The 24,779-nt window shown below is 36.8% G+C and carries 22 protein-coding genes and 1 riboswitch; of the genes, 19 read left to right on the top strand and 3 right to left on the bottom strand.

Features of this window, described 5'->3' with window-relative positions; translation table 11 throughout:
* Positions 1 to 4 precede the first annotated feature (4 nt).
* Complete coding sequence (locus tag H4J39_RS14850) at positions 5 to 1,165, top strand: MFS transporter (RefSeq protein ID WP_182229166.1); 1,161 nt, start codon at positions 5 to 7, stop codon at positions 1,163 to 1,165.
* 102 nt (positions 1,166 to 1,267) lie between these two features.
* Positions 1,268 to 2,008 carry an ABC transporter substrate-binding protein gene (locus H4J39_RS14845; protein ID WP_182229165.1) on the top strand — a complete coding sequence of 247 codons (741 nt, stop codon included), beginning with the start codon at positions 1,268 to 1,270 and terminating at the stop codon, positions 2,006 to 2,008.
* A 74-nt stretch (positions 2,009 to 2,082) separates the two neighbouring features.
* Here the strand turns inward: H4J39_RS14845 and H4J39_RS14840 are convergent, their stop codons facing one another.
* Positions 2,083 to 4,950, bottom strand: a complete 2,868-nt coding sequence (locus tag H4J39_RS14840) for a pitrilysin family protein (RefSeq protein ID WP_182229164.1) — start codon at positions 4,948 to 4,950, stop codon at positions 2,083 to 2,085.
* Between the two features lie 169 nt (positions 4,951 to 5,119).
* Positions 5,120 to 5,923, bottom strand: a complete 804-nt coding sequence (suhB, locus tag H4J39_RS14835) for an inositol-1-monophosphatase (protein WP_182229163.1) — start codon at positions 5,921 to 5,923, stop codon at positions 5,120 to 5,122.
* Positions 5,924 to 6,274: 351 nt separating this feature from the next.
* Here suhB and trmJ point away from each other — a divergent pair, with 351 nt between their 5' ends.
* From trmJ to H4J39_RS14760, 15 genes are all read left to right on the top strand, one after another.
* Positions 6,275 to 7,081 carry a tRNA (cytosine(32)/uridine(32)-2'-O)-methyltransferase TrmJ gene (trmJ, locus tag H4J39_RS14830; protein WP_182229162.1) on the top strand — a complete coding sequence of 269 codons (807 nt, stop codon included), beginning with the start codon at positions 6,275 to 6,277 and terminating at the stop codon, positions 7,079 to 7,081.
* Positions 7,082 to 7,141: 60 nt separating this feature from the next.
* Positions 7,142 to 7,948, top strand: coding sequence for a serine O-acetyltransferase (gene cysE / locus H4J39_RS14825; protein WP_182229161.1), 807 nt, complete (start codon positions 7,142 to 7,144; stop codon positions 7,946 to 7,948).
* A gap of 171 nt (positions 7,949 to 8,119) precedes the next feature.
* Positions 8,120 to 8,632, top strand: a complete 513-nt coding sequence (gene iscR, locus H4J39_RS14820; RefSeq protein WP_182181988.1) for a Fe-S cluster assembly transcriptional regulator IscR — start codon at positions 8,120 to 8,122, stop codon at positions 8,630 to 8,632.
* A 32-nt stretch (positions 8,633 to 8,664) separates the two neighbouring features.
* Positions 8,665 to 9,879: an IscS subfamily cysteine desulfurase gene (locus H4J39_RS14815; protein ID WP_182181989.1), complete on the top strand. Its 1,215-nt coding sequence runs from the start codon at positions 8,665 to 8,667 to the stop codon at positions 9,877 to 9,879.
* Positions 9,880 to 9,950: 71 nt separating this feature from the next.
* Positions 9,951 to 10,331: a Fe-S cluster assembly scaffold IscU gene (gene iscU, locus H4J39_RS14810; RefSeq protein WP_182229160.1), complete on the top strand. Its 381-nt coding sequence runs from the start codon at positions 9,951 to 9,953 to the stop codon at positions 10,329 to 10,331.
* 15 nt (positions 10,332 to 10,346) lie between these two features.
* The gene (gene iscA, locus H4J39_RS14805; protein WP_070376089.1) at positions 10,347 to 10,670 is read left to right on the top strand and encodes an iron-sulfur cluster assembly protein IscA; all 324 of its coding nucleotides are present in this window, start codon (positions 10,347 to 10,349) and stop codon (positions 10,668 to 10,670) included.
* A gap of 45 nt (positions 10,671 to 10,715) precedes the next feature.
* Entirely contained in the window at positions 10,716 to 11,246 is a 531-nt protein-coding gene (gene hscB, locus H4J39_RS14800) for a Fe-S protein assembly co-chaperone HscB (protein WP_182229159.1), read from the top strand.
* A 116-nt stretch (positions 11,247 to 11,362) separates the two neighbouring features.
* Positions 11,363 to 13,225, top strand: a complete 1,863-nt coding sequence (gene hscA, locus H4J39_RS14795; protein ID WP_182229158.1) for a Fe-S protein assembly chaperone HscA — start codon at positions 11,363 to 11,365, stop codon at positions 13,223 to 13,225.
* A 21-nt stretch (positions 13,226 to 13,246) separates the two neighbouring features.
* The gene (gene fdx / locus H4J39_RS14790; protein ID WP_182229157.1) at positions 13,247 to 13,585 is read left to right on the top strand and encodes an ISC system 2Fe-2S type ferredoxin; all 339 of its coding nucleotides are present in this window, start codon (positions 13,247 to 13,249) and stop codon (positions 13,583 to 13,585) included.
* Positions 13,586 to 13,842: 257 nt separating this feature from the next.
* Positions 13,843 to 16,260 carry an EAL domain-containing protein gene (locus tag H4J39_RS14785; protein WP_182229156.1) on the top strand — a complete coding sequence of 806 codons (2,418 nt, stop codon included), beginning with the start codon at positions 13,843 to 13,845 and terminating at the stop codon, positions 16,258 to 16,260.
* 324 nt (positions 16,261 to 16,584) lie between these two features.
* Positions 16,585 to 16,809, top strand: a riboswitch (cobalamin riboswitch).
* Between the two features lie 194 nt (positions 16,810 to 17,003).
* A complete protein-coding gene (locus H4J39_RS14780; RefSeq protein ID WP_182229155.1) occupies positions 17,004 to 17,615 on the top strand; it encodes a hypothetical protein in 612 nt (203 codons plus the stop codon).
* An 83-nt stretch (positions 17,616 to 17,698) separates the two neighbouring features.
* A complete protein-coding gene (locus H4J39_RS14775) occupies positions 17,699 to 19,117 on the top strand; it encodes a cobyrinate a,c-diamide synthase (protein ID WP_259368852.1) in 1,419 nt (472 codons plus the stop codon).
* 475 nt (positions 19,118 to 19,592) lie between these two features.
* Entirely contained in the window at positions 19,593 to 20,222 is a 630-nt protein-coding gene (gene cobO / locus H4J39_RS14770) for a cob(I)yrinic acid a,c-diamide adenosyltransferase (protein ID WP_182229154.1), read from the top strand.
* A 245-nt stretch (positions 20,223 to 20,467) separates the two neighbouring features.
* On the top strand, positions 20,468 to 21,022 hold the full coding sequence (locus H4J39_RS14765; RefSeq protein ID WP_220462213.1) for a cytochrome b: 555 nt from the start codon (positions 20,468 to 20,470) through the stop codon (positions 21,020 to 21,022).
* A 47-nt stretch (positions 21,023 to 21,069) separates the two neighbouring features.
* Positions 21,070 to 21,654 carry a YceI family protein gene (locus H4J39_RS14760; RefSeq protein WP_182229153.1) on the top strand — a complete coding sequence of 195 codons (585 nt, stop codon included), beginning with the start codon at positions 21,070 to 21,072 and terminating at the stop codon, positions 21,652 to 21,654.
* Between the two features lie 227 nt (positions 21,655 to 21,881).
* On the opposite strand, the gene H4J39_RS14755 is transcribed toward H4J39_RS14760, so the two are convergent.
* Positions 21,882 to 22,616: an EAL domain-containing protein gene (locus H4J39_RS14755; protein WP_182229152.1), complete on the bottom strand. Its 735-nt coding sequence runs from the start codon at positions 22,614 to 22,616 to the stop codon at positions 21,882 to 21,884.
* A gap of 227 nt (positions 22,617 to 22,843) precedes the next feature.
* Here H4J39_RS14755 and H4J39_RS14750 point away from each other — a divergent pair, with 227 nt between their 5' ends.
* Both H4J39_RS14750 and H4J39_RS14745 read left to right on the top strand, forming a co-directional pair.
* Positions 22,844 to 23,176 (top strand): PBPRA1643 family SWIM/SEC-C metal-binding motif protein, encoded by a 333-nt coding sequence (locus tag H4J39_RS14750; protein WP_182181998.1) that lies wholly within the window; start codon positions 22,844 to 22,846, stop codon positions 23,174 to 23,176.
* Positions 23,177 to 23,310: 134 nt separating this feature from the next.
* Positions 23,311 to 24,705 (top strand): hypothetical protein, encoded by a 1,395-nt coding sequence (locus H4J39_RS14745; RefSeq protein WP_182181999.1) that lies wholly within the window; start codon positions 23,311 to 23,313, stop codon positions 24,703 to 24,705.
* Positions 24,706 to 24,779: the final 74 nt, after the last annotated feature.

Genomic DNA, 24,779 nt, shown 5'->3' with positions numbered 1-24,779 from the left:
AGTAATGACATCGGATAAATTTGTAAGACTTTCTTCGAGTTACTTTTGGTATTTTGCTATTTTAGGTTTGATTATTCCCTTCTTACCTATTTTTCTTGATGCAAAAAGCTTTAATTCAATTGAAATAGGTGAAATTCTTGCGATTATTACTGCTACTAAAATCATTGGTCCTACCTTCTGGGCTTTCGCAGCTGATAAATCAGGTAAACAATTATCAATTATTCGTAGTGGTTCGCTGTTAGCACTACTGAGTTTTTCACTGCTTTTCTGGTTAAACAGTTATTGGCCAATGGTTTTTTGTTTAGCGGTTTTTAGTTTGTTTTGGACCGCTGTTTTACCCCAACTTGAAGTGCTTACCCTTAACTCAATTCGACGTAGTGCAAAAATTTATGCGCGTATTCGCTTGTGGGGGAGTATTGGTTTTATTTTTTTAGCTGTTCTCGCCGGAGACTTAATAGAGCGATATTCTGCAGATGCATTTACTTATTTAGGTGTATTTGTGCTGGCAGGATTATTTCTTTCAAGCATGAAACTAACCCCTGCGAAAATTACAAGAAATAGTGTTAAGCCGTTAGAAAAAATCATTGATAAAATTTTTTGTCGCTCGTTTATATGCTTTTTTCTTGCGGGCTTGATGTTACAAATGAGTTTTGGTCCTTATTATGGTTTCTTTGCGCTTTATCTTCGAGAGCTGGCTTACCCAGGTTTTGCGGTTGGTATATTCATCACCATATCAGTAATGGCCGAGATCCTTATTTTTATCTATGCGAGCGTATTCTTCCGATATTTTCCTTTGAAAACGCTGTTAGCCATGAGTATATTGTTAACATCTGTTCGTTGGCTTATGACCGGTAATTTTGCGGATGTTATCTGGGTTCTAGCACTCGTTCAGTGCATACATGCACTTAGTTTTGGTTTGTACCACAGTGTTTCTATTCAATTTATTCATCGACATTTCAATGATGACCAACAGAACCGTGGTCAAGCAATCTATATTGGCGGTGTCTATGGGTTAGGTGGTGCAATTGGTGCTTATATAGCAGGTAATGTTTGGCAAGGAGGGCAAGGCAGCGAACTTGCCTATAATCTTGCCGCGTTTGCTGCATTAGTTGGATTTCTGTTTGTTTTACTTATGCCTGATAATCGAATAAATGACAACAAATAACAATAATGACACTGAAAAGTGCATTGTGTTATTGCTAAAGAGTATCTATTATTGAATTAATTACCCCCGCTTCACCTTTATTATTAAGTGTATTGGAGAATCATGAAGTTTATTTTCTGGTTCGGGATCTTAATAAATGGATTTAGTTTTTCCTGTTTAGCCGAAAGAATTAACGTTGCCATGGAACCTTTCCCCCCGTTTGTTAATGCGCAGGGAACAGGGTTAACTATTGATATGCTTCACGCTATTGAAAAAATTTCTGACTTCGAATTTAATATTGAGATCATGACTTATGCTCGCGCTAAACATCAGTTAAAGCATCAACATATTGAAATAGTGGGTCACACGCCTAAAAATTTAGAAACCGCTGAATTTTATCTTTATGCACAAGAGCTAAACTGGAAAATAGAAACCTCTTCTGATATTTTTACTTTTGAACGTAAATTTCTGGATTTATCAATACTTCAAAAAGGACGAATTGGTACAACTATTGGTAATGCTGACTTTTTAGCAAGTCAAATGAAAATCCCGCGAGATATGTTCATTCAAACCGCAACCCTTCGACAACTTGTTGATATGTTGGTTAAGCGACGTATTGATGTTTTAGTATTTGAAAGAGTCTCGGTGATGACATTGTTACAAGAGAAGAAAGTGCAGGGGGTTTATTATCAAACCATTGGCAAAATCCCAGCCAGTATTGCTGTTTATAGAGATTCACAAGGGGTAAAGTTAAAAGAAAAGCTCGATGAGCTTATCAAGCAACTTCCTTTAAAAACTATTTTTTCCGGTTACTTTCAATACAGCAATTTGCCAGAAAGCGGTAAAGTACCTATTGTTAATTAACTCTGATGGCACGAGTAATTATAATGAACTTCAGCCTTACCATTAATAACAAGACTGAAGTTTATTCAACTCAACTAGTTTGCATTTATAAGAATTGGCTCTCCTAAACCTAATGCTTTCAAACGCTCCATCTGCGTTTTAGCATCTCCAACCACGAGATAAATCATTTTTTCATGGTGTAAATGTTCACTCGCTAACGATTTAATATTCTCTAATGTTAAGCTTTCAACTAATGTTGCTCGTTCGAGTATGTAGTTTGCAGGCAAATTGTATTGGCTCATACTTTGTAATATCGCCAGTTTTGCGTTGTATGTTTCAAACTTTCTCGCATTACTTTTTAAATAATAGCTTTTAGTTGTGGCTAAATCTTTGTCATTAAAGTCATTTTGATATTTTTCAACAAGATCTTTAATTAATGCAATTGCTTCGAGTGTTACATTCGTGCGAACACCACTACTAATAAGAAACTCTCCACTTGTTTTGCTTCCGCTATAGCTCGAACGTACACCGTAGGTGTAGCCTTTGCCTTCTCGCAACTCTTGTGTAAGTTTTGAAGCAAAGCTGCCGCCACCTAAAATATAATTCATTACTTGAGCACTATAAAAATCTTTATGCATAGCATTCATGGCAGGAAAGCCAATTCTAAGTTGAGATTGTTTAGCATTGGGTACGTCATAAAAATAGATTTTTGATTCTTTAGGTAGTTCTGGCGCTAAAACCTCAGGTAAGACGGCATTTGTTTTTAACCAATTATTTTCTAATACTTTAAAAGCAGCTAATACTGCTGTTTCGTTTATATCTCCAACAATATGAATGTTAGTTAAATTTGGTGACAGTTTTGTTTTATAAAAGGCTTTTAAATCAGTTAACGTTATTTTTTCAAGTGAAGCTAATGTGCCCAATAGATTGTTCGATAAAATACTCGACTTACCATAGAGCAATCTATTCATTTGATTGTCTGCTAATTGATTAGGATTCGTTTGTTGCTGTTTTATTTGGCTGATTATGTCTTGCTTGGTCAGCGTAAACTCTTTCTCATCCCACCGAGGTGCTAAGATCATTTCTGTTATTAAATCGACTGTTGCCTGATGATTTCTTGCTAAAGTACTTGCTGATATTTTTATTGACTCTGGCGTTGCATAAACACTAATTGTAGCGCCAAGCTTATTAATTGCTTCTTCAAGTTGTTGTGGTGTTTTATTTTTAGTGCCTTTGTTCATCAGTTCAGCGACTAAATTCGCGACACCGACTCGGTCAATATCATCAAATAGCATCCCTCCAGCGATATCTATATTGAACTGCACCAGTGGAACTTCATTGTTCTTGATACCATAAATATGTAACCCGTTGGTTAACGTGTCTTGCCAAACTTTAGGTACCGATAGTGTCGGCGATTTACCATAGGCTGGTTCACTTGAACGGTCGAAACTTGAAGGTGTTTTGATATACGTTGATTGCTGTGAAGCATCAAAACTTTGTTCTGCGTTAGCGACAATTTTTTCTTCAGTTATTTGTGCCTTTACTGAATTTTCTAACGCTAGATTTTGCTGACCCTTTGGTACAAAACTTGTGGCAACAACATATTTATTTTTAATATATTTATTATAAACACGTAAAACATCTTCTTTACTCACCGCCAAAATATTTTTAGCTTCTTGGTTAATAAAACCAGGATCTTTGGTAAAAATATTATATTGTGCTAATTGGAAGCCTTTACCTAAAACGCTCGAAAGCCCACGATAAAAAGCGCTTTCTTGTCCTGCTTTTATGGTGGCGAGGTCTTCATCACTAAAGCCTTTTTTTTCAAATTTGAGAAATGCTTCGCTGATCGCTTTGTTAATATTATTTAAATTAGTATTTTCAAAGCCTCTTACTTTCAACATGAGTTGACCGGCTAACTCTGATTGATAGTGGTACATAGTAACGCGAGACGTTAGCGTTAATTCATCAATTAATTTTTGATTTAATAGCGCTTTTTTACCATCACTGAGTAATTCAACTAATACTTGTAAGGCATAACTGTCTGGATGATATTGAGGGATAGTTGGCCAAGTTAAGCTGAGCTCTGGTAATTTAGCGAAGTTATCTTCATGATATATTTTCTTGGTTTTTGTTAAGTTTGCTGACTGCTTGGCGAGAGGTTCGATTTTTTCACCCGCATCAATTTCATCAAAATATTTATGGACCCAAGCTTTCGCTTCGGCTTCATCAAAATCACCTGCAATCACCAAGGTCACATTATTGGGCACATACCAACTCTTAAAGAAGTCCTTAACATCTTGAAGTGTTGAATTTTGTAAATCGATTAAAGACCCAATAACTTGCCAGTTGTATGGATGATTTTCAGGATAAAGGTTTTTATCGATAACATACTGAGTATGACCATAAGGTCGGTTGTCATTACTTTGTCGTTTTTCATTTTTTACAACTTGTTTTTCTTTTGCAAGTACTTGCTCGGTGACGGTATTTATAAAAAAACCAAGTTTGTCAGCTTCTGCCCAAATCATTTTTTCTAAAGCATCATTAGGTACGGTTTGAAAGTAATTTGTTCTATCACGACTTGTTGACCCATTTGCGCCTGAGCCACCAATTTGAGCACTCATTTTGTCTAAACCACCTTTTCCAAGGTTTTCAGACTCGAGAAATAACAAGTGTTCGAATAAATGAGCAAAGCCAGTTCTTCCTTGAATTTCACGAGCAGACCCAACATGTGCAGTTAACGCAACAGCAACAACAGGGTCTGAACGGTCAATATGAAAAACGACTTCTAAGCCATTATCTAAAACAAACTTATTGTATTCAATATCTATAGCGCTATTTGCTGAAGAAGATTTATTAATGCTTTGTTTGTTTAATGCGTTTTTTGATGGTGCTTCTATCGTATTACAGCCAGCTACTGATAGGGCGGTAATTATCGAAAAGCTTAGTGCAGTCCATTTCATGAGTGTAGCCTTATTATTAGTATTTTTATTATTGCCAATATTGTGCTTATTATTCGATAAAATACTAATAAAAGCACTGTAAAAACGTAAATTTAATGTTAATTAATATTACAAAGATATAAAAAAAGCGCTACAAGCGCTTTTTAAAACTAGAGTAAATAATTTTTAATTATTTATTTAACGCTTCACCTAAATGTGGGCGTATATCTTTTAAAATAGTTTTTAATAAACGAGGGCACGCTGCAACGGTATTACCTGAAACAGTATGATTATGATCGCCTACAAAATCAGTGACTAAACCACCGGCTTCTATAATTAATAACTCACCTGCAGCAGATTCCCAAGGTTTTAACCCTATTTGAAAATATCCGTCTACACGCCCAGCAGCGACATAAGCTAAATCTAGTGCAGGAGAGCCTGAACTGCGTAAATCTGAAGATTTAGTAAATAATGTTTTAAACATTTCTAAATAAGCGTTGCTGTGCTGTTTATGCTTATATGGAAAGCCTGTGGCAACAATGGCACCAGAAAGTTCTTTATGTTGTTTTACACGGATTCGAAAGCCATTAAGTTGTGCGCCTTTACCACGGCTAGCTGTGAATAGCTCACCACGAGAAGGATCAAAAATAATCGCTTGATCTAGTTTGCCTTTTACTTTTAAAGCAATAGATACGGAAAAATGTGGAATGCCTTTAATAAAGTTTGTTGTACCGTTTATTGGATCAATAATCCATTGGAAGTCATCATCTTTGCCTTTAATCACGCCACATTCTTCACCAACAATAGTGTGATCTGGGTATGATTTTTTTAATGTTTCAATAATGGCTTCTTCAGCGCTTAGGTCAGCACTAGTCACAAAATCATTTGTTCCTTTTGCTTGAACTTCAACTTTATCTAATTGTTCAATGGCACGAACAATAACTTTACCTGCGTTACGCGCAGCACGAATACCAATATTAAGCATAGGATGCATATAGAGACTACCTTTTACATATTTGTAAATAGAATTAAACAGTATAACAACTTTTATAAAGAACGAGGCTTGCCGCCGAGCGGATTTTCAAGCGCGAAAATTATAGCAAAGTTATCTGTAATTAGCGACACTGTTTTTTATATAAAATAATCAAGAAAAAATTTCATAGATGTTTAATAACTAACACATAATTTTTCGCACTAACTAATTTCAATAAACTTGATGATTTTTTCTGAGCACAAGGTTAATGTTCTGTGATAATATTATCGTCAATTTTAGCCATCTAGATAGTTAATACCAGTAGGTATAATTTATTTTATATATTAACTATAAATTGAGTAATTGAAGATAATGTCAGAACAATCATCACTTTTAAGCAATGTTCGGATTGTATTAGTAAATACTTCCGATTGTCGTAATATTGGTTCGGCCGCACGTGCTATGAAAACGATGGGGTTAAGTGAGCTTATATTAGTTGACCCTATAGAAATGCCAAATGGCCAAGCACAAGCTTTAGCAGCAGGAGCTACTGATGTATTAAAAAATGCAAAAGTAGTGAGCACTTTAGCTGAAGCGATCAGTGAATGCGGTTTGGTTGTAGGTACAAGTGCACGTTCTCGCACCTTACCTTGGCCTATGTTAGAGCCAAGAGGCTGTGGAGAAAAGCTGGTAGAAGAGGCGCATAATTTTCCAGTGGCCTTAGTTTTTGGTCGTGAAAGTAGTGGTTTGACTAATGATGAGTTACAACTTTGTCATTTTCATGTACAAATTCCTGCGAACCCTGACTACAGTTCATTAAACTTAGCGATGGCCGTTCAGACCTTAAGTTATGAAGTGCGGACCAGTTATTTAATTGATCAGCAAAAAGCATTTAAAGCGAAAGGTGAAAACCTCAGTAAAAATTTGCCGAAAAAAGAGCTTGATGAAGATGAATATCCGATTATTGCTGAAACGGAGCGATTTTATCAACACTTCGAAGATGCCTTAAAAGCAACCGGTTTTATTGTGCCTACACATCCAGGTTTAGTGATGACTAAGCTGCGTCGTTTATTTAACCGAGCGCGACCTGATGTAAAAGAAGTTAAGATGCTACGTGGAATATTAGCTTCCGTACAAAGAGCGGCTAAAGTAAACGAGAAAGAAAAAAATAAAGAATAATAAAAGTAAGTACTCATTATATTGGTGCTTATTTTCACCGATATATAGAAGGATATAATTATGTTCAGCCGTATCAGAGAAGACATTAAAAGTGTCTTCGACCGAGATCCCGCCGCCCGCAATACGTTAGAAGTGTTGACTAACTACCCAGGTATGCATGCTATTTGGATCCATCGTTTGAGTCATAAACTGTGGAAAAATAATTGGTATCTTCTTGCGCGCAGTTTATCAACATTCTCTCGTTGGATGACGGGGGTTGAAATTCATCCTGGGGCAACATTAGGGCGTCGGTTCTTTATCGATCACGGTATGGGAATTGTCATCGGTGAAACGGCTGAAATTGGTAACGATGTTACTTTATATCATGGTGTTACTTTAGGTGGTACAAGTTGGACTGCGGGTAAACGTCACCCAACATTAGAAGATAATGTCGTTATAGGGGCTGGAGCACAAGTGCTTGGGCCTATTACTATCGGTAAAGGTGGCAAGGTAGGCTCTAACTCTGTTGTGGTAAAAGATGTACCTGCAAATGCAACCGCTGTTGGTATTCCTGCACGTATTGTCAATGAAAAAAGTCAATCAGAAAAAGAGCAGCGTGACCAAGTTGCAAGAAAGTTTGGATTCGATGCTTATGCCGTTTCCGCTGATAACCCTGATCCGGTCGCTAAAGCTATTGGCCGTGTGCTAGATCACATGCACTTGATGGACAAGAAGGTTGCTGACTTGTGTAAAGAAGTAAATCACCTCGGTGGTGAAGTTTGCCAAGAAGCATTACCCGAATTGAGTGTGGGTGAATTCGTTGATGATGAAAAGGCCGCCGCTCAACGTCGTGAAAAACGCGTAGCGTCATTTGATCCTGAAATATAATATAAAAAACTTATCCGTTACTGATGCTTCCTTCTTATTAAACTGAGGGAATTCGCTACTAATGGGCTCTTTTTTGAACAAACCCATAATACTTGAGTAAAACACTCAGGTATTTAGTTGACTATTTTGTAGGGTTATGTAGAATTGTTGGTAATTCGATAGGGGTACACAATGAAACTGACTTCAAAAGGGCGTTACGCGGTAACTGCTATGTTAGATGTAGCAATTCACGCAGTAACTGGACCCGTACCTTTGGCTGATATTTCAGAGCGACAGGGCATATCGTTGTCTTATTTAGAACAACTTTTCTCGCGCTTAAGAAAATATGGCTTGGTAAATAGTATTAGAGGCCCAGGTGGTGGTTATCGCCTTGGAATGTGCTCTGCAAAAATTTCTGTTGCTGATGTCATCAATGCTGTTGATGAATCGATTAAGGCGACAAGATGTGACGGTAAAGGTAATTGCCAAAATGGTGACGAATGCCTAACACACATGTTGTGGGAAGGTTTAAGTGACCGTATCGAAGATTTCTTAAAGAACATAACGTTGGCAGAGCTTGTTGAGCAAAGCAACGTAAAATTAGTGTCAAGACGACAAGATAAAGCGCATGCACAAGCCAATAAAACTATGCCGTCATTAGAAACATTAATTGAAACCAAAAACATTATGCACGACATGCACTAAATGCGTGTTGTTTAACTGGAGAACGTTAGCGAATGAAGCTTCCTATTTATTTTGATTACTCAGCTACAACACCTGTAGACAAACGTGTTGCAGAAAAAATGATGCAGTATATGACTACTGACGGTTTTTACGGTAACCCTGCATCTCGTTCACACAAATTTGGCTGGCAAGCTGAAGAAGCGGTAGATATTGCACGTAACCAAGTCGCTGACCTTCTTAATGCTGATCCGCGTGAAATTGTTTTCACCTCAGGAGCAACAGAGTCAAATAACTTAGCCATTAAAGGTGCAGCTAACTTTTATCGTAAAAAAGGTAAGCATGTTATTACCTGTAAAACAGAGCATAAAGCTGTTTTAGATACGTGCCGTGAATTAGAGCGTCAAGGCTTTGAAGTTACGTATTTAGATCCTGAAAGCAATGGCTTGATTGATCTTAATAAATTAGCTGATGCAATGCGTGATGACACAGTATTAGTAAGCATTATGCATGTAAACAATGAAATTGGCGTAATTCAAGATGTTGCTGCAATCGGTGAAATGTGTCGCGCACGTAAAATTGTTTTTCATGTTGATGGCGCACAAAGTGTTGGTAAAATTGAAGTGGACATGGAAAAGTTGAAAATTGATTTAATGTCAATTTCTGCACATAAATTCTACGGTCCAAAAGGAATGGGCGCAATGTATGTTCGTCGTAAGCCTCGTATTCGTCTTGAAGCGCAAATGCATGGTGGTGGACACGAACGTGGCATGCGTAGTGGCACATTGCCTACGCATCAAATCGTCGGTTTAGGTGAAGCTTGTCGTATTGCTAAAGAAGAAATTACCCAAGACATCGCTCATGTAACTAAAATGCGTGACCGCTTATGGGCAGGCTTGAACACTATGGAACAAGTTTTTGTTAACGGAGATTTTGATAATCGCTACCCGGGTAACTTAAATGTAAGTTTTAATTTTGTTGAAGGTGAATCTTTGATTATGGCGCTTAAAGATTTAGCCGTATCTTCTGGTTCAGCATGTACTTCTGCCAGTTTAGAACCTTCGTACGTATTACGTGCATTAGGTTTGAACGACGAAATGGCGCATAGCTCAATTCGTTTTAGCTTCGGTCGTTTTACGACAACTGAAGAAGTAGATTACGCGATTACACTTATTCAAAAATCAATTGGGCATTTACGTGATATGTCACCACTTTGGGAAATGTTCCAAGACGGTATTGATTTAGACTCAATTGAATGGGCTGCTCACTAAGCATCCCCAATAAAAATTTTATTGATGAACATACATTTTTGTATCGTTCATCGCTAATTAGGAGAGAAATAATGGCTTATTCAGAAAAAGTAATTGATCACTATGAAAACCCACGTAATGTTGGCTCAATGGATAAAAATGATCCACAAGTAGCAACAGGCATGGTTGGCGCACCCGCATGTGGTGACGTAATGAAGCTACAATTGAAAATTAACGCTGACGGTATTATTGAAGACGCTAAGTTTAAAACTTATGGTTGTGGTTCTGCAATTGCGTCAAGTTCATTAGTAACGGAATGGGTGAAAGGTAAATCTATTGACGAAGCTGCGACGATTAAAAATACGGCAATTGCTGAAGAACTTGCTTTACCGCCAGTAAAAATTCATTGCTCTATTTTAGCGGAAGATGCTATCAAAGCAGCGATTGAAGATTATCGCAGTAAAACTGCTTAGACGTCGGAGTTATTTATGAGTGTTACAATGACGAAAGACGCAGCAGACCGTGTTCAGTCATTTATTACCAATCGAGGCAAGGGTCTCGGTTTACGTCTTGGTATTAAAACTACGGGATGTTCTGGTCTAGCTTATGTGATGGAATTTGTTGATGAGTTAAATGAAGACGATACATTGTTTTCTATCTCTGATGTGAATATTATTATCGACGGAAAAAGTTTAGTTTACCTTGATGGCATTGAAGTAGATTTTGTTAAGGAAGGTCTAAACGAAGGTTTTAAATTCACAAACCCAAATGCCAAAGGCGAATGTGGTTGTGGTGAAAGCTTTAACGTTTAAGTGATTTGTGAACGGCTTATGATTAAGCCGTTTACTGGAGTTTTTGTGAATTATTTTCAGATATTTGGTTTTACATCGCAGTTTGAACTTGATGTTCATAAATTAGCTGATATTTACCAAACACTACAAAAAAAAGTACATCCAGACAAGTTCGCTCATGCATCAAGCCAAGAGCAATTAGTTGCCGTTAAAAGATCAACCTTAATTAACGATGCTTATCAAACGCTGAAAAATCCCTTAATGCGTGCCCAATATTTATTAGAATTACGAGAAAGCGATCAGCCCAACGAACAAGCTTCGTTTAGTGATAACAGCTTTTTAATGCGCCAAATGGAATTACATGAAATGCTTGATGATGTTAAGCATGCTGATGACCATGAAGCGGCAATTTTAGCGTATGCTGAAGTATTAAATATTGGCTTTGAAGACCTTGCTGTAGAAATGCATGCACACCTTGACGAAAACACAATACAGTCAAATCTATTAGCGGGTAATAATTTACGCAAATTAAAGTTTTATCAAAAATTACGCGTTGATCTCGACAAATTAGAAGATCAGCTTTTTAATGATGAATGATCGCTAATTCAAATGAATTTTTAGTGTAATAAACTAACAGCAAAGACGTGTTTTTTTATTTACAATGGAATATCATACCGCCCGTTAATCGTAATCGAATATAAAAGAGTCTAAAAATGGCGTTATTGCAAATAGCCGAACCCGGCCAAAGTACGGTTCCTCACGAACATCGTCTCGCCGCAGGCATTGATCTCGGTACAACTAATTCTCTTATCGCTAGTGTTAAAAGTGGTTTGTCTGAAACCCTAGTAGACAGCGAAGGACGAGACATATTACCTTCAATAGTGAGTTATCAAGCGAATGAAATATTAGTGGGAAATGCCGCTAAAGCACATTCGGTTAGTGACCCAGAAAATACTGTCGTTTCAGCCAAACGCCTGATTGGTCGCTCATTAGCTGATATTCGTAACAAATATCCTTCATTGCCTTATTCTTTCTCAGGTGACGAAAGCCACCCAAGCATCACTACACGTACCGGTGAAGTAAACCCAGTACAAGTGTCAGCTGAAATATTAAAAAGTTTAAAGAAACGGGCTGAACACGCGTTAGGTGGTGAGCTAAGCGGTGTTGTTATAACTGTTCCTGCCTACTTTGATGATGCTCAGCGACACAGTACAAAAGATGCAGCAAAACTTGCTGACCTAAATGTTTTACGTTTACTCAATGAGCCTACAGCAGCGGCTGTTGCTTACGGTTTAGATAGCGGGAAAGAAGGTATTATTGCTGTTTATGATTTAGGTGGTGGTACTTTTGATATTTCAGTATTACGTTTAAATAAAGGCGTTTTCGAAGTGTTAGCCACCGGTGGTGACTCTGCATTAGGTGGTGATGACTTTGACAATATTCTTGTTGATCACATCATCGAACAGACTGAACTACAACGACCATTATCAACGACATTAGAACGTCAATTGCTACAGCAAGCTTGTCATGTTAAAGAGCAACTCACTGAAAGTTCGGTGATTAGTTTTTCATTAACGTTAGATAATGGAGATGAAAAACATGGCGAAATTAATCGTGATACGTTTGAATCTTTGATCAATGTGTTAGTGACCAAAACATTACGTGCCTGTCGACGCGCATTAAAAGATGCAGAAATTACTATTGATGATGTGATTGAAGTCGTTATGGTCGGTGGTTCAACGCGTGTTCCACTGGTACGCCAGGAAGTTGAAAAATATTTTAATCGTCTGCCATTAACCTCTATCGATCCCGATAAAGTTGTAGCCATTGGCGCCGCGATTCAAGCTGATATTTTGGCGGGTAATAAGCCCGATAGCGATATTTTGTTGCTTGATGTCATTCCATTATCGCTTGGTTTAGAAACAATGGGCGGATTGGTTGAAAAAGTCATCCCTAGAAATACAACAATTCCTGTTGCTAAAGCTCAAGAATTTACTACTTTTAAAGACGGTCAAACTGCAATGGCCGTACATGTGCTCCAAGGTGAACGTGAGCTTGTTGAAGATTGCCGATCGTTAGCACGTTTTGAATTACGCGGTATTCCAGCAATGACTGCTGGCGCTGCTCATATTCGTGTTACTTTCAAAGTTGATGCTGATGGATTATTAGAAGTTTCAGCCATGGAAAAGTCAACAGGGATAGAAACAGGCATAACAGTTAAGCCTTCATTTGGCCTCGAAGAGCAAGAAATTACTCAAATGCTACGGGATTCAATGAGCAATGCTGAACAAGACATTCAAGCGCGCATGTTGAAAGAGCAACAAGTTGAAGCCTCGCGAGTTATTGAGTCAGTGCAATCTGCATTGATTAATGACAGCGCGTTATTAAATCAAGATGAAATTACCACGATAAATAATGCAATAAACGCGTTAGCGAAGATTGCCCAAAGCACGGTTGCGGATGATATTGAAGCAGCTATTGAAATATTAAATGAAAGCACTGCTATTTTTGCTGAACGTCGTATGGATTCATCGATAAAAACAGCATTAGCAGGACATTCAGTAGACGAAGTTTAAAAACTTTTAGGAGCTAAGAAAATGGCGAAAATTATATTCCTTCCTAACGAAGACTTATGCCCAGATGGTGCAGTTGTTGAAGCAGAAAAGGGAGAAAGTGTACTTAACGTTGCGCTACGTAGTGATATTGGTGTAGAACACGCCTGTGAAAAAGTATGTGCTTGTACCACTTGTCATATGATCATTCGTGAAGGTTTTGATTCAATTGCTGAATCAGATGAACTTGAAGATGACATGCTTGACAGAGCTTGGGGATTAGAGCCAGAATCTCGTTTAGGTTGTCAAGCGTTGGTTGGAGATGAAGACTTAGTTGTTGAAATTCCAAAGTACACGGTGAATATGGTGTCTGAAAACCACTAGTTTATTGCTATAGATATTTATTTTAAAGGGCAATAACATGTTAATGTTATTGCCTTTTTTGATCACGGCTAAGATATGATTGGATATTTATATCTTGAGAGTTTATTTAACTTTCAACAAGAATGATTAAGCGTTATTTTGTCTAGGTCAATAGACAGCAGATTAAAAATTTGTTCTACTTGGAACCGATATTTGCGCAATAAAATGCTTAATAATCGTAGATATATATTTTATAAATAACTTTAGGCTTCATAAATTTGTCCGAACTATCTAAATCACAAACGATAAAAAGTTTAACCATTACTAACCAGTTTGCTACGGATATCTTGTTATTAAATACCCCAAGTGAAATTTGGCAATATTTAGCACAAAATATTGTTGAAAAGCTCGGTTTTGACGATGCCGTTATTTATACTTTAGATGCTGGTGGGCAGACCTTAAGTCGAATGTCAGGCTTTGAAAAGAAAACGTCTATCAATAATGATAAAAGTAGTGATATCCAAATAAGAGATACAACATCTAACTCGATAGTCATCCCATTCAATCAAGGTGTTATTGGCAAGGTTGCCGCTACTAAAAAACCAATATTAGTTAAAGATACGCGAGAATTTGAAAGTTATATTGTTGATGATGAAACTACCCTATCAGAGTTAGCCGTACCTATTTTATTTAAACAGCAATTATTAGGTGTCATTGATTCTGAACATAAAAGTATTAATTTTTATACTGAATATCACCTAAGAACGCTGACAGCGTTAGCGACAATAACCGCGATGAAAATATCTCAAATCATTAGGGTTGATGGTTTGGAAGAAGTTATTGAAAATTTAGAATATGCCAATAAAATTCAAGATGCACTCTTTGAAATAGCTGAACTTATTTTTAAAACTAAAAGTATTGATGAATTTTATCAATACTTACATCAATGTATTGGTCGCCTTACCCTAGCAAAAAACTTTTTTGTTGCATTGTTAAAAGACGATGGCAAAAGGATCGACTTTCCTTATGCTATTGATGAGTTTGACAGTGCCTCTAATTTCACAAGCATAAACATCGATCCTAATTTCTTAAGTATTACTGGTTATGCGCTAGCTAAAGACCAACCTTTTCTTTTTTACGAAAAAGACATTCAAAAGATGCTTAATGAAAAAGCAATCTATATACGCGGTAGTATCCCCAAAGCTTGGTTGGGGGTACCATTTGGGAGCGGTATAAATAAAGGGATTGTGGTTGTACAAAGTTATAGTACCGAGTTTTTATTTCAAGAAAAAGACAAACAATTACTCATGTTTGTTGCAAAACATATTAATAATGCTATTGAAAGAATGGAGGCTAAGCAAAAGTTACAGTTTTTAGCCTTACATGATCCATTAACTAACTTACCGAACCGTTCGTTATTCAAAGATAGGATCCAACATGCGTTCTTGCATTGCCAAAATAATCGTCACGACAATATAGCAATACTCTTTATTGACGTGGACAGGTTTAAAAAAATTAACGACACTTATGGTCACCATGTTGGCGATAAGTTACTGGTTGCTATTGTAAAGTCAATAACAACAACGTTAAGAAACACTGATACACTGGCTCGTTTAGGTGGTGATGAATTCGCCATATTACTTGATGGTAATATTGATTATGAGACCATTTGTCGGATAACTGAAAGTATTCTTGCGGTTATGGCCGCGGCTTTTAATATTGATGGCTTGAATATTTCCAGTAGTGTAAGTATTGGTATAGCAACCTATAGCAATACGAGTGAAAGCGCAGAACAGTTATTGATTGATGCGGACCATGCTATGTACCAAGCAAAGTTGAAAGGTCGCAACCAATATGTGTTTTTTGAAGCACTTGAAGAACAAAATAAATTAATTAATGTGAAAGTCGAGTATGATTTTGATAATGCAGTAAAAAATCAAGAGTTTATTGGTAATTATCAACCGTTGATTGATTTTGATACGGGAGATATTATTGGTGCTGAAATTTTAGTACGTTGGCAACACCCTAAATTAGGGCTTTTGTATCCAGATTTTTTTATTCCTATTTTAGAAAAATCTGGTCAAATAGTTCAACTTGATCTCTATATGCTAAAGCTCGCTATGAGTAAACTCAACCTTTGGGCTCCTTGGCTACCTAAAGTATTTAAGCTGAGTGTTAATGTATCAACATCAGGCTTTGCGTCACAAGATTTTATTCATTATTTGCAATCGCAACATCATCTCTCTGCAGTTACCACCGAACGGTTGTGTGTAGAAATTACTGAAGAAAGTTTAATTTTAAATATTGATGCAGTGAAAAGACATTTAGATATTTTAAAAAATCTTCGCATACCAGTCGCCTTGGATGACTTTGGTACAGGTTTTTCATCGCTAAGTTACTTACATCAATTTTCCTTAGATTATTTAAAAATAGACAAAAGCTTTGTTGATGACTTGAATGAAGTGAGCAATAAAGTCTTAATATTGGACGCTGTGGTTAATTTAGCCAAATCATTGAAGATTAAAACGACAGCGGAAGGTATTGAGACCGAAGAACAATACCAAAAGCTTAAAGAAATTGGCTGTGATGTTGCCCAAGGGTATCATATTGCAAAACCGATGCTTGATACGGACTTTAAACTTTTCTTCTTAAATTGGGAGGGGAATGTTAAATGGATGGCAGCAACAGCCCGATAACTTTCACGCAACCCACTAATATAATCTTAACGTCACACCGTACCTGCATCTCAATTTGCGCTTTGTGGTTTACCCACTGGGTAAAGCTGTTTCGCTATACATCGCGTGCCTAGTCTTTGAAGGATGATAGTACCTATTATTGCCAGCTTTGAAAAAAAGTAGATAGACAGACCATGGAGCAGGGAGAATAAGGGCTTTTTTATTTCAGCCTCTAAAGATGAACCTTTGATTTTGGTGGGTACTCCCGCTATAAAACTAAAGATTAGTCTCTGCCTCTTGAAGAACGGTAACCTATAACGTAGTATTAACGCCGATTTAGGTGTCTAAGTTACTGTTAATTTATGTTTTTCGCATATTAATCGTAACTGCTATAGATGAAACGTGAAACGGGTGAAATACCCGTACTGCCCCCGCAACGGTAACTGTGAGCAGCAACAAAACCACTGTATTCAATCATTATTTAGATAATTAGAATAGTGAAAATATGGGAAGGTGTTGCATATGCTATGACCAGGAGTCCGGAGACCGGCCTATTTTATAGTTGTTATAAAACAACTATTGCTCGACAACTGCGGTGGGCGGTAATTCAGAGAAGCGTACACGGCCTGAATTATTGCTTGACGATCGAATGATTTTTATTGGTTTTTCTAAGAATTAATAATTTATTGTCCGATTATCACCGTATACCGACTTTGATTTCCTACACCGTTAAAACTCTATTTGTTTTAAACAACGGAATCGTTATGAAATCAATCAATCTCAAATCTCCTATCAGTTTACTCATTGCTATTTTTGCAACATTAACCTTGCTGATGCTTGCAACTCGCACACATCATTTCGCGAGTTTAAACCATTTACCTAGTGCATCAATTGCTATATTTTTTCTAGCCGGTATGTACTTACGTAATATCAAAATGTTTTGGTTTTTCTATATTCTAACGGTAACCGTCGATCTCGCTTCGTCTTATTATCGTGGTCAATTTGGTGATTGTATTACCACCTCTTACCCTGCATTAGTATTGAGTTACGCTGCTATGTTTACTGCTGGCTTTTATACTCGACCTAATTGGCAACAAAGTGTTTGGCAAGTCAATATTATAAAAGTGGCTTTGGCTATGTTTATTGCGAGTTCAATTGCTTTCTTTATTTCAAATGGTAGTTATTACGCGTTTTCAGGTAAATTCCCTGTTTTGTCATGGGCAGAATATGCAACACGTGTCGACAAGTATTATGTTAAGTCTATTTCAAACCCTATTTTTTATGTTGTTTCTGCTATGGTCATCGATTTTACTTTGAGTTATTTTTTCAAGGAAAAATCAATAAACGCTAATACACACGTAAATGGTCGATTGTAGTTTCGCCTCAAAATGAAAAGCAATAATGACAAATATAATCGACAACCAACACGATAAAAATAATTAAATAGAAGAGACAATTAATGGCGTTATCTAATAAAAAGACACTCCCATTTAAAGATAAGTCCGAGTATAAAAAAGGCAGTGGTGTTATGTGTTCAGCACTCATTATTGCTGCACCGCATTCTGGCTCTGGAAAAACAACAGTCACAGCTGCGCTTGCCCGTTATCACCGTAATCAAGGCCGTAAAGTAACAGTATTTAAAGTCGGGCCAGATTTTATTGACCCGATGATATTACGTAAAGCCAGTGGCGAATTAGTTTATCAATTAGATCTATGGTTAGTCGGTGAGCAGGGTTGCCAAGCGCTACTTTATCGTGCAGCGCAAGACTCAGATCTGATTTTAATCGAAGGCGTGATGGGATTGTTTGATGGCACCCCTAGTAGTGCGGACTTAGCTCAACATTTTAACATCCCTGTTTTGGGTGTTATTGATGCTAAGGCAATGGCTCAAACTTTTGCCGCAGTGGCTTTTGGTTTAGCTAAATTTAGAGAAAACTTACCCTTTTCTGGTGTTATTGGTAATCGAGTAAATTCAGATCGACATGCTGAAATGCTCAGTAGTAACTTGCCAAGTGAATTACGCTTTTATGGCCGTATCCCAAAAGATGAAACGATAACTTTGCCAGAGCGGCATCTAGGTTTAGTGCAGGCGCAAGAACTCGTTGATATTGATGAACAACTCAATCAAGCAGCTAGTCATATAGCGAATACGGGACTGACCGATTTACCTGAAAAAGTTGAATTTTTTACGCGAGAAAAAGACAGTTTAAAAAATGTTATCCATCAAGCATTGTTAGGTACCCGTGTCATAATTGTTCGAGATAGCGCTTTTAGTTTTATTTATGCGGCGAATATTGCTTTTTTAGCACAAGCGGGTGCAGAACTTATTTATTGTTCTGCACTTACCGATACTCACTTACCTGACGGTGATGTGTTGTATATTCCGGGTGGCTATCCAGAATTATATGCTGAGCAGTTAATGAACAATGTCACTTTTATTAATGAGGTGAGAGATTTCGCTTCAAGCAATAAGCCCATAATTGCAGAGTGTGGCGGCATGTTATATTTGCTGGATAAGCTTACCGATATGTCTGGTCAACAATTCTCTATGGTTGGATTAATGCCAGGCAAGGCGACGATGCAGAAACAACTTGCCGCAATTGGTTCACAGTGGGTCGACTTACCATCATTTAATAAAGGTGAAGATACCTCTGATAATGTAAGTACAAGCAGTAATATAATGCGTGGGCACAGTTTCCATTACTCATCCGCAGAAATTGATTTAGAACCAAGTTGCCAAACTATCCATCATCCAAGTGGACGCGTTGGTGAGTTGGTTTATCTGCATAACAATATTATTGCTTCATATATGCACTGGTATCTTCCTAGTAATCCTAGCTTAGCATTACGTATATTTAATAAAACGCACTTTTTCTAGTACAAAATTAGGCCCATTAATGGGGGAGAGATTATCGATTAGCCAAGTGCTGAGAAAAAAATGGAGCATTTATAAGTACGGGTGAATGGTTGGTTAGTATTAAAAACTCACGGTAACTAAAACAAAAAAGTGGCTATTGTTTACTATAATTATCCTCTCGGTCTACAGAATATTGGCGCGGATATCTTAGATTTACAGCAATCATGGCGGCACTAAATCCTAATTAGGGTAATATTTTTAGATGAATCAGTTAGAGTACTAACAGATAAGCTATCTTCAGCGAAAATCCAGCCGTTTAATTCTATAGATAAAGAACTAACCTCAACACCTGAAGCATTGAAAAATAAACTAAAAAACCAAGAAGGTTATCAGTCAATGGGCCAAGTTTATCGCGATCCTGAAACAGGTAAGTTAATATTGAGCAGTAATGAATAGCGCAATTAATAGCGTAATGATTAAATAGAATGAGAATATTATGAGTGATGTGAATAAAGACGCTGAAAAAGCAGCTGCGAAAGAACAAAAACATATTGAACGCCAAAAGAAAATTAAAGCCAATGTTGATGAACGAATTGCTCAAGCGACAGAAGAGCGCGGTGTTTTTGTTGTTATAACCGGTAATGGCAAAGGCAAAAGTACTTCTGGTTTTGGTACCGTATTACGCGCTATTGGTCATGGGCAAAAAGCGGGTGTTGTACAATTCATTAAAGGCAGTAAGTGGGAATGCGGCGAAATGAATATTTTAAAGCAATTCTCGGTTCAGCATCATGTGATGGGCACGGGGTTTACTTGGGAAACGCAAAGTACTGAAACTGATTTAGCCGCAGCAAAAGTTGCATGGCAAAGAAGTAAAGAAATGCTCAGTGACGAAACACTTGATATTGTTTTACTCGATGAAATGACTTACATGGTGAAATATGGCTATATTGAGTTAGACGAAATTATCGAGGCGTTAAATAATCGCCCTAAAATGCAGCACGTATTAATTACCGGCCGTGCCTGTCATCGTCGGTTAATTGAATTGGCAGATACGGTATCAGAAGTACAACCAATCAAACATGCTTTTAAAGCGGGAGTTAAAGCACAAAAAGGACTTGATTGGTGATCGTTAGCAGATTGATTAAGTCAGTAAAGTTATATTATTGGTGCTACAACGTGGCTTGACTCATATTTACCCTGAGAGGGAAAACTAGCTGTCATATCTTTAGAGTTTTCAATCTCATATTGACGCCATTAGTGACTAAATGGAAACATTGAGTCACTATTTACGTACTTAATACATTATTAATATTCATATACTATTATTAACAATAAAATCACCGCACAGTATTGATGAATATCGGAATTAAAATGAGAAATACGATAAACCACTATGGTTGGGGCACTATTATTTTACACTGGCTAGTTGCCATAACCGTTGTCGGACTCTTTACATTAGGCTACTGGATGGTAGATCTGGGGTATTATGATCCTTGGTATAAGCAAGGCCCCGATCTTCATAAAAGTATAGGGATCCTTTTGTTTTTAGTCATGGTTGTCCGTACTATCTTACGTCTTGTTCAAGTAAAGCCACAGGCCATTGAAACTCATACTGACATAGAAAAAAAATTAGGCCGTTTAGTGCATATTTTTTTGTATGGCGCGCTATTTATTCTAATGATCAGTGGCTATTTAATTTCAACAGCTGATGGACGTGCCATAGAGGTGTTTGAATTAATATCGGTAATAAGTTTTGGTGAGCTATTTACTGACCAAGAAGATCTTTCTGGCATGGTACATAAATATCTTGCTTACGTACTAATATCCGTAGTTGTTTTGCATGCATTAGCTGCACTGAAACATCACTTTATCGATAAAGATACAACGCTAAAAAGAATGCTTGGATATCGATCGGATAAACAATAAATAGACTTAACTAAAACATTCAACTCAACTATTTTAAAAGGGATCACATGAAAAAATTATTACTTGCGTCAACACTTTCAGCATTACTTTTTGCACCCGCTTTTACGTCAACTGCCAATGCAGCAGATTATGTCGTAGACTATAAAGGCGCTCATGCCTCAGTAAACTTTAAGATTCAACATTTAGGTTATAGCTGGTTAACGGGGCGTTTTGATAAATTTAGCGGCAGTTTTAGTTATGATGCTGCGGATCTATCTTCAGCTAAAATTGAAATGTTCGTCGATACAAACAGTTTAAACACCAATCATGCTGAACGTGATAAGCATGTACGTAGCGATGATTTTCTTGATGTCGACAAGTTTGGAAGTGCAAAGTTTATTAGCACTAGCATTACTGATAAAGGTCAAAATAAATTAGCCATTAACGGGACTTTAACCTTACACGGTGTTAGTAAAGACATTATTATTGACGCGATAAAAATTGGCGAGGGTAAAGATCCTTGGGGTGGTTACCGTGTTGGCTTTAGCGGTACAACAAAAATTGGTTTAGCTGATTTTGGTATTCCAGACACGTTAGGGCCTGCTTCATCACATGTTGAATTAGAATTACATATAGAAGGCATCAGAAAATAGTGATTGGTTAAACGTCTGACCGATGTTTTTATTTTTAAATTTTATTAGATAATCATATTAATTGACTTCATATGTATAAAGCCAGCATCAATGCTGGCTTTATTTTTATAAAATCACAGTGACTTCATCGGTGATCTTTACAAACAGTGATGGTTTTATTGTGCTTATTCATATTTTATTGAAAAATAATAAAAGAAGATTTTATGGAAAGTCTTATGATTAATAAATTAACTTACCTTTTTAAATTGTTTTTGGTAAAAAAAACCTTGAACAAAATCAACATTCAACTGTTTTGCGAAGCGTAAATCTTCTGCGGTTTCTACGCCTTCTAAGATAACCTTTTTACCGGTATTTCGTGCATAGTTGATCATCGACTCAACGAGTAACATAAAGTTACGGTTAGACCTATTAGTGACGACATATCTGTCAAGTTTGATATATTCAACAAGTTGAATAACAGCCATCGACACCATTGATTGTGGATTACAGAGATCGTCGATAGCGGTATGAATGTTATTTTTTGATAGATTATCAATCATCGCTAAGCTCATAATAGCATCGTTTATTTCTGAATTTTCGATGAGCTCAACAATGATTTTAGATTTTTGAAAACCTTTAAATAATTTCAAAAATGGATTGTCATCTTTTAAAGTCCCCGTTGAAAAATAAGAGTCTTGGTCTAAATTAACAAAAATGTCTACCTTATTGGGAGCATAGGCGAGTTGTAATTTTTTTTGTTGGTATTCTACTTGAAACAAACTGAGTGGACTGTCATGTAAAGAAGAATAAACAAGATCAGGTCGTATCGCTGAGTTATCTTTAGTGAAAAACCGTGATAAACATTCATAGGCATATATTTCTTGGCTTTTGATGCAAACAATAGGCTGATATTCAACACCATAACGCTGACTTTCCATCAGATCTATCAAAGTGGAGGGTGAAAGATGAGTTTTAGTTTTCATAAATGATCAGGTTGCCATAGGACTAACCTGTCCTACAGCTTAAATATAATTGCATTGTAAATGATAATCATTATCATGTGAAGTCATTGGTTATATTGCTAAGATGATTATAAAATTAGTAATAAAGGCGTATATAAATTTAGCAAAAATGGCTTTTAGCTGTTAGAATTCGCGCGAATTTTTAATGGCTGAGCATTCGGCACTCACATTTAATAAAGGTGCATATTATGTCTAAATTTTTCTATCGAGGAACTCCTGATGTTATGGGGACTCACGGAACTGCAGGTTACAAACCTAATCGTGATATTAAGCTTGGTAGCGCAGCAAAGCCGTTAACGCTTGTTGTTACATCAAAAGAAAGACAAGAAGAAATTTTAGTTATTGTTGCAGAGCATAATTTTATTGCCAATATTGAAATTAATGCTGACGAAAAGGAAAACATAGTTGAGCTTGAAGCGGTGCTAAATACGCCTAAAACGCAACGTTTTGATAAAACACCAAGCAGAAACGATCCTTGTTCTTGTGGAAGTACAAAAAAATATAAAAAGTGCTGTGGATAAATAGCTCACCCCCATAAATAAACGAAGGCTAAGGAGATATTCCTTAGCCTTTTTTATTGATACAATTATGGTAAAAATAGTTAAATTGACAGATACTTAACTATCAATCGGAGTAAGCAGGAGAGGATAATTAAGTGAAAAAAATCAGTTTAACGCAAGATGAAAATTTATCATTTAAAGTTAACCAGCAATTATCACAACAAGAATCACAACGTTTTGACCTCTATTTTTCAATCCCCGAAGAAATGGGGATTAATGCCATCACTCTCAGTGAAGAAAATTACTTCCATAGCAGTATCAGAAGTCATAGTGCTTACTTTTCTCGTCAAGTGCATCTTCCCTTAGTCAGAAGCCGATTTATTAGCCAAAAAAAAGGTGAAAAGGGCGATTACCGCAGTAACTTAAATTTATTCTCATACCAATTCAGAATAGCACTCGAAACAGATATTAAGCAGGCATTACAAGAAGACGATATTGAAATATTTTATCAATCTGCGCTCGAACTTGTTGATCAAACACAAAATCTGTTAAAGAAACTACGCCGATATACCCCATTAGATCCAAAATTAAGCTCTTACTTTGAAAATGTTGACAACTATTTAAGTTGGCATACCGAGCAGTCATTTCTTAATTTATTGGCTAATGGACCAAAAAGCTCTGATTATTCTGAGTCACGAGAGTCCTTATTCGAGTTATGTCGCCAAGAAAATAACTATCGAAAGCAGCAGCAATATAATTCAAAAATCACCCTCGCGGACCCTAACCGCATCACTAATAAAATGCGGTTATTACAACGTTTAAGTGAGTTTGGTGTTGTATTTAAGAGAACGACACATGATTTAGATGACAATTTAAAACGTTTAGTTCGTGGCAGTATTACCACCGTTGTCATGGCATTTGTTATGTCTATTGTGCTAAATGCTCGGTCAGCTTTCACAGAAGTAACCTTAGTATTGATCACCTTCTTAGGGGTGATTTATGGTATCCGTGAAATTTTTAAAGATGATCTAACACGTTATATTTGGCGAAAAATTCAACGTGGTCGCCCAAAATGGCAGCACGTGTTTACCGATAGCTTATCAAAAAATAAAATGTCTATGCAAACGTTATGGCTTGATTATATAGATAAAAAAGATTTACCCAATATTGTCGACAAGCACTTTCAAAAGCGCCGTCAACAAAATAAGCAAGCGGCGCAGTTATTACATTTTCGCTGTGACTCAAAAGTTCTGGCAAAAGAGTTTATGCCTGGCTTTAAAGAAATACAGCACCAAGTTTTTTTCAACTTAACACCGTTTGTACGTTTTTTGAAAAAAGGTGAAGGCCGCTTGTATGCACTTGATGGTAGTAAAATATCGAATCAAAGTGTTGAGCGGCGCTATCAAATAAATTTAGCCGTAGTGCAAGAACAAAAAGTAGTGGGCAGCCAAACTCAACAATATGTTCAACGCTTTAAAATAACATTAAACCGCTCTAAAATTATTAACATTGAAGGGATGAAATCAGAACAAAATTATGAAGGGGCTTAATAGTAGTGCTGATAATAAGGGCTCACCTACAAAAGAGATACCTTGTAGATGAGCCATCAGAGTTTAACATTATT

This window comes from Colwellia sp. Bg11-12, assembly GCF_014076955.1.
Taxonomy (GTDB): domain Bacteria; phylum Pseudomonadota; class Gammaproteobacteria; order Enterobacterales; family Alteromonadaceae; genus Colwellia_A.
The sequence above is the reverse complement of the archived record's forward strand: the minus strand, read 5'-3'. Positions and strand labels throughout refer to the sequence as shown.

Coding starts and splice junctions, on each gene's coding strand:
- H4J39_RS14850 (WP_182229166.1), top strand. CDS start 5: ATGACATCGGATAAATTTGTAAGACTTTCTTCGAGTTACTTTTGGTAT.
- H4J39_RS14845 (WP_182229165.1), top strand. CDS start 1,268: ATGAAGTTTATTTTCTGGTTCGGGATCTTAATAAATGGATTTAGTTTT.
- H4J39_RS14840 (WP_182229164.1), bottom strand. CDS start 4,950: ATGAAATGGACTGCACTAAGCTTTTCGATAATTACCGCCCTATCAGTA.
- suhB (WP_182229163.1), bottom strand. CDS start 5,923: ATGCATCCTATGCTTAATATTGGTATTCGTGCTGCGCGTAACGCAGGT.
- trmJ (WP_182229162.1), top strand. CDS start 6,275: ATGTCAGAACAATCATCACTTTTAAGCAATGTTCGGATTGTATTAGTA.
- cysE (WP_182229161.1), top strand. CDS start 7,142: ATGTTCAGCCGTATCAGAGAAGACATTAAAAGTGTCTTCGACCGAGAT.
- iscR (WP_182181988.1), top strand. CDS start 8,120: ATGAAACTGACTTCAAAAGGGCGTTACGCGGTAACTGCTATGTTAGAT.
- H4J39_RS14815 (WP_182181989.1), top strand. CDS start 8,665: ATGAAGCTTCCTATTTATTTTGATTACTCAGCTACAACACCTGTAGAC.
- iscU (WP_182229160.1), top strand. CDS start 9,951: ATGGCTTATTCAGAAAAAGTAATTGATCACTATGAAAACCCACGTAAT.
- iscA (WP_070376089.1), top strand. CDS start 10,347: ATGAGTGTTACAATGACGAAAGACGCAGCAGACCGTGTTCAGTCATTT.
- hscA (WP_182229158.1), top strand. CDS start 11,363: ATGGCGTTATTGCAAATAGCCGAACCCGGCCAAAGTACGGTTCCTCAC.
- fdx (WP_182229157.1), top strand. CDS start 13,247: ATGGCGAAAATTATATTCCTTCCTAACGAAGACTTATGCCCAGATGGT.
- H4J39_RS14780 (WP_182229155.1), top strand. CDS start 17,004: ATGAAATCAATCAATCTCAAATCTCCTATCAGTTTACTCATTGCTATT.
- H4J39_RS14775 (WP_259368852.1), top strand. CDS start 17,699: ATGGCGTTATCTAATAAAAAGACACTCCCATTTAAAGATAAGTCCGAG.
- cobO (WP_182229154.1), top strand. CDS start 19,593: ATGAGTGATGTGAATAAAGACGCTGAAAAAGCAGCTGCGAAAGAACAA.
- H4J39_RS14765 (WP_220462213.1), top strand. CDS start 20,468: ATGAGAAATACGATAAACCACTATGGTTGGGGCACTATTATTTTACAC.
- H4J39_RS14760 (WP_182229153.1), top strand. CDS start 21,070: ATGAAAAAATTATTACTTGCGTCAACACTTTCAGCATTACTTTTTGCA.
- H4J39_RS14755 (WP_182229152.1), bottom strand. CDS start 22,616: ATGAAAACTAAAACTCATCTTTCACCCTCCACTTTGATAGATCTGATG.
- H4J39_RS14750 (WP_182181998.1), top strand. CDS start 22,844: ATGTCTAAATTTTTCTATCGAGGAACTCCTGATGTTATGGGGACTCAC.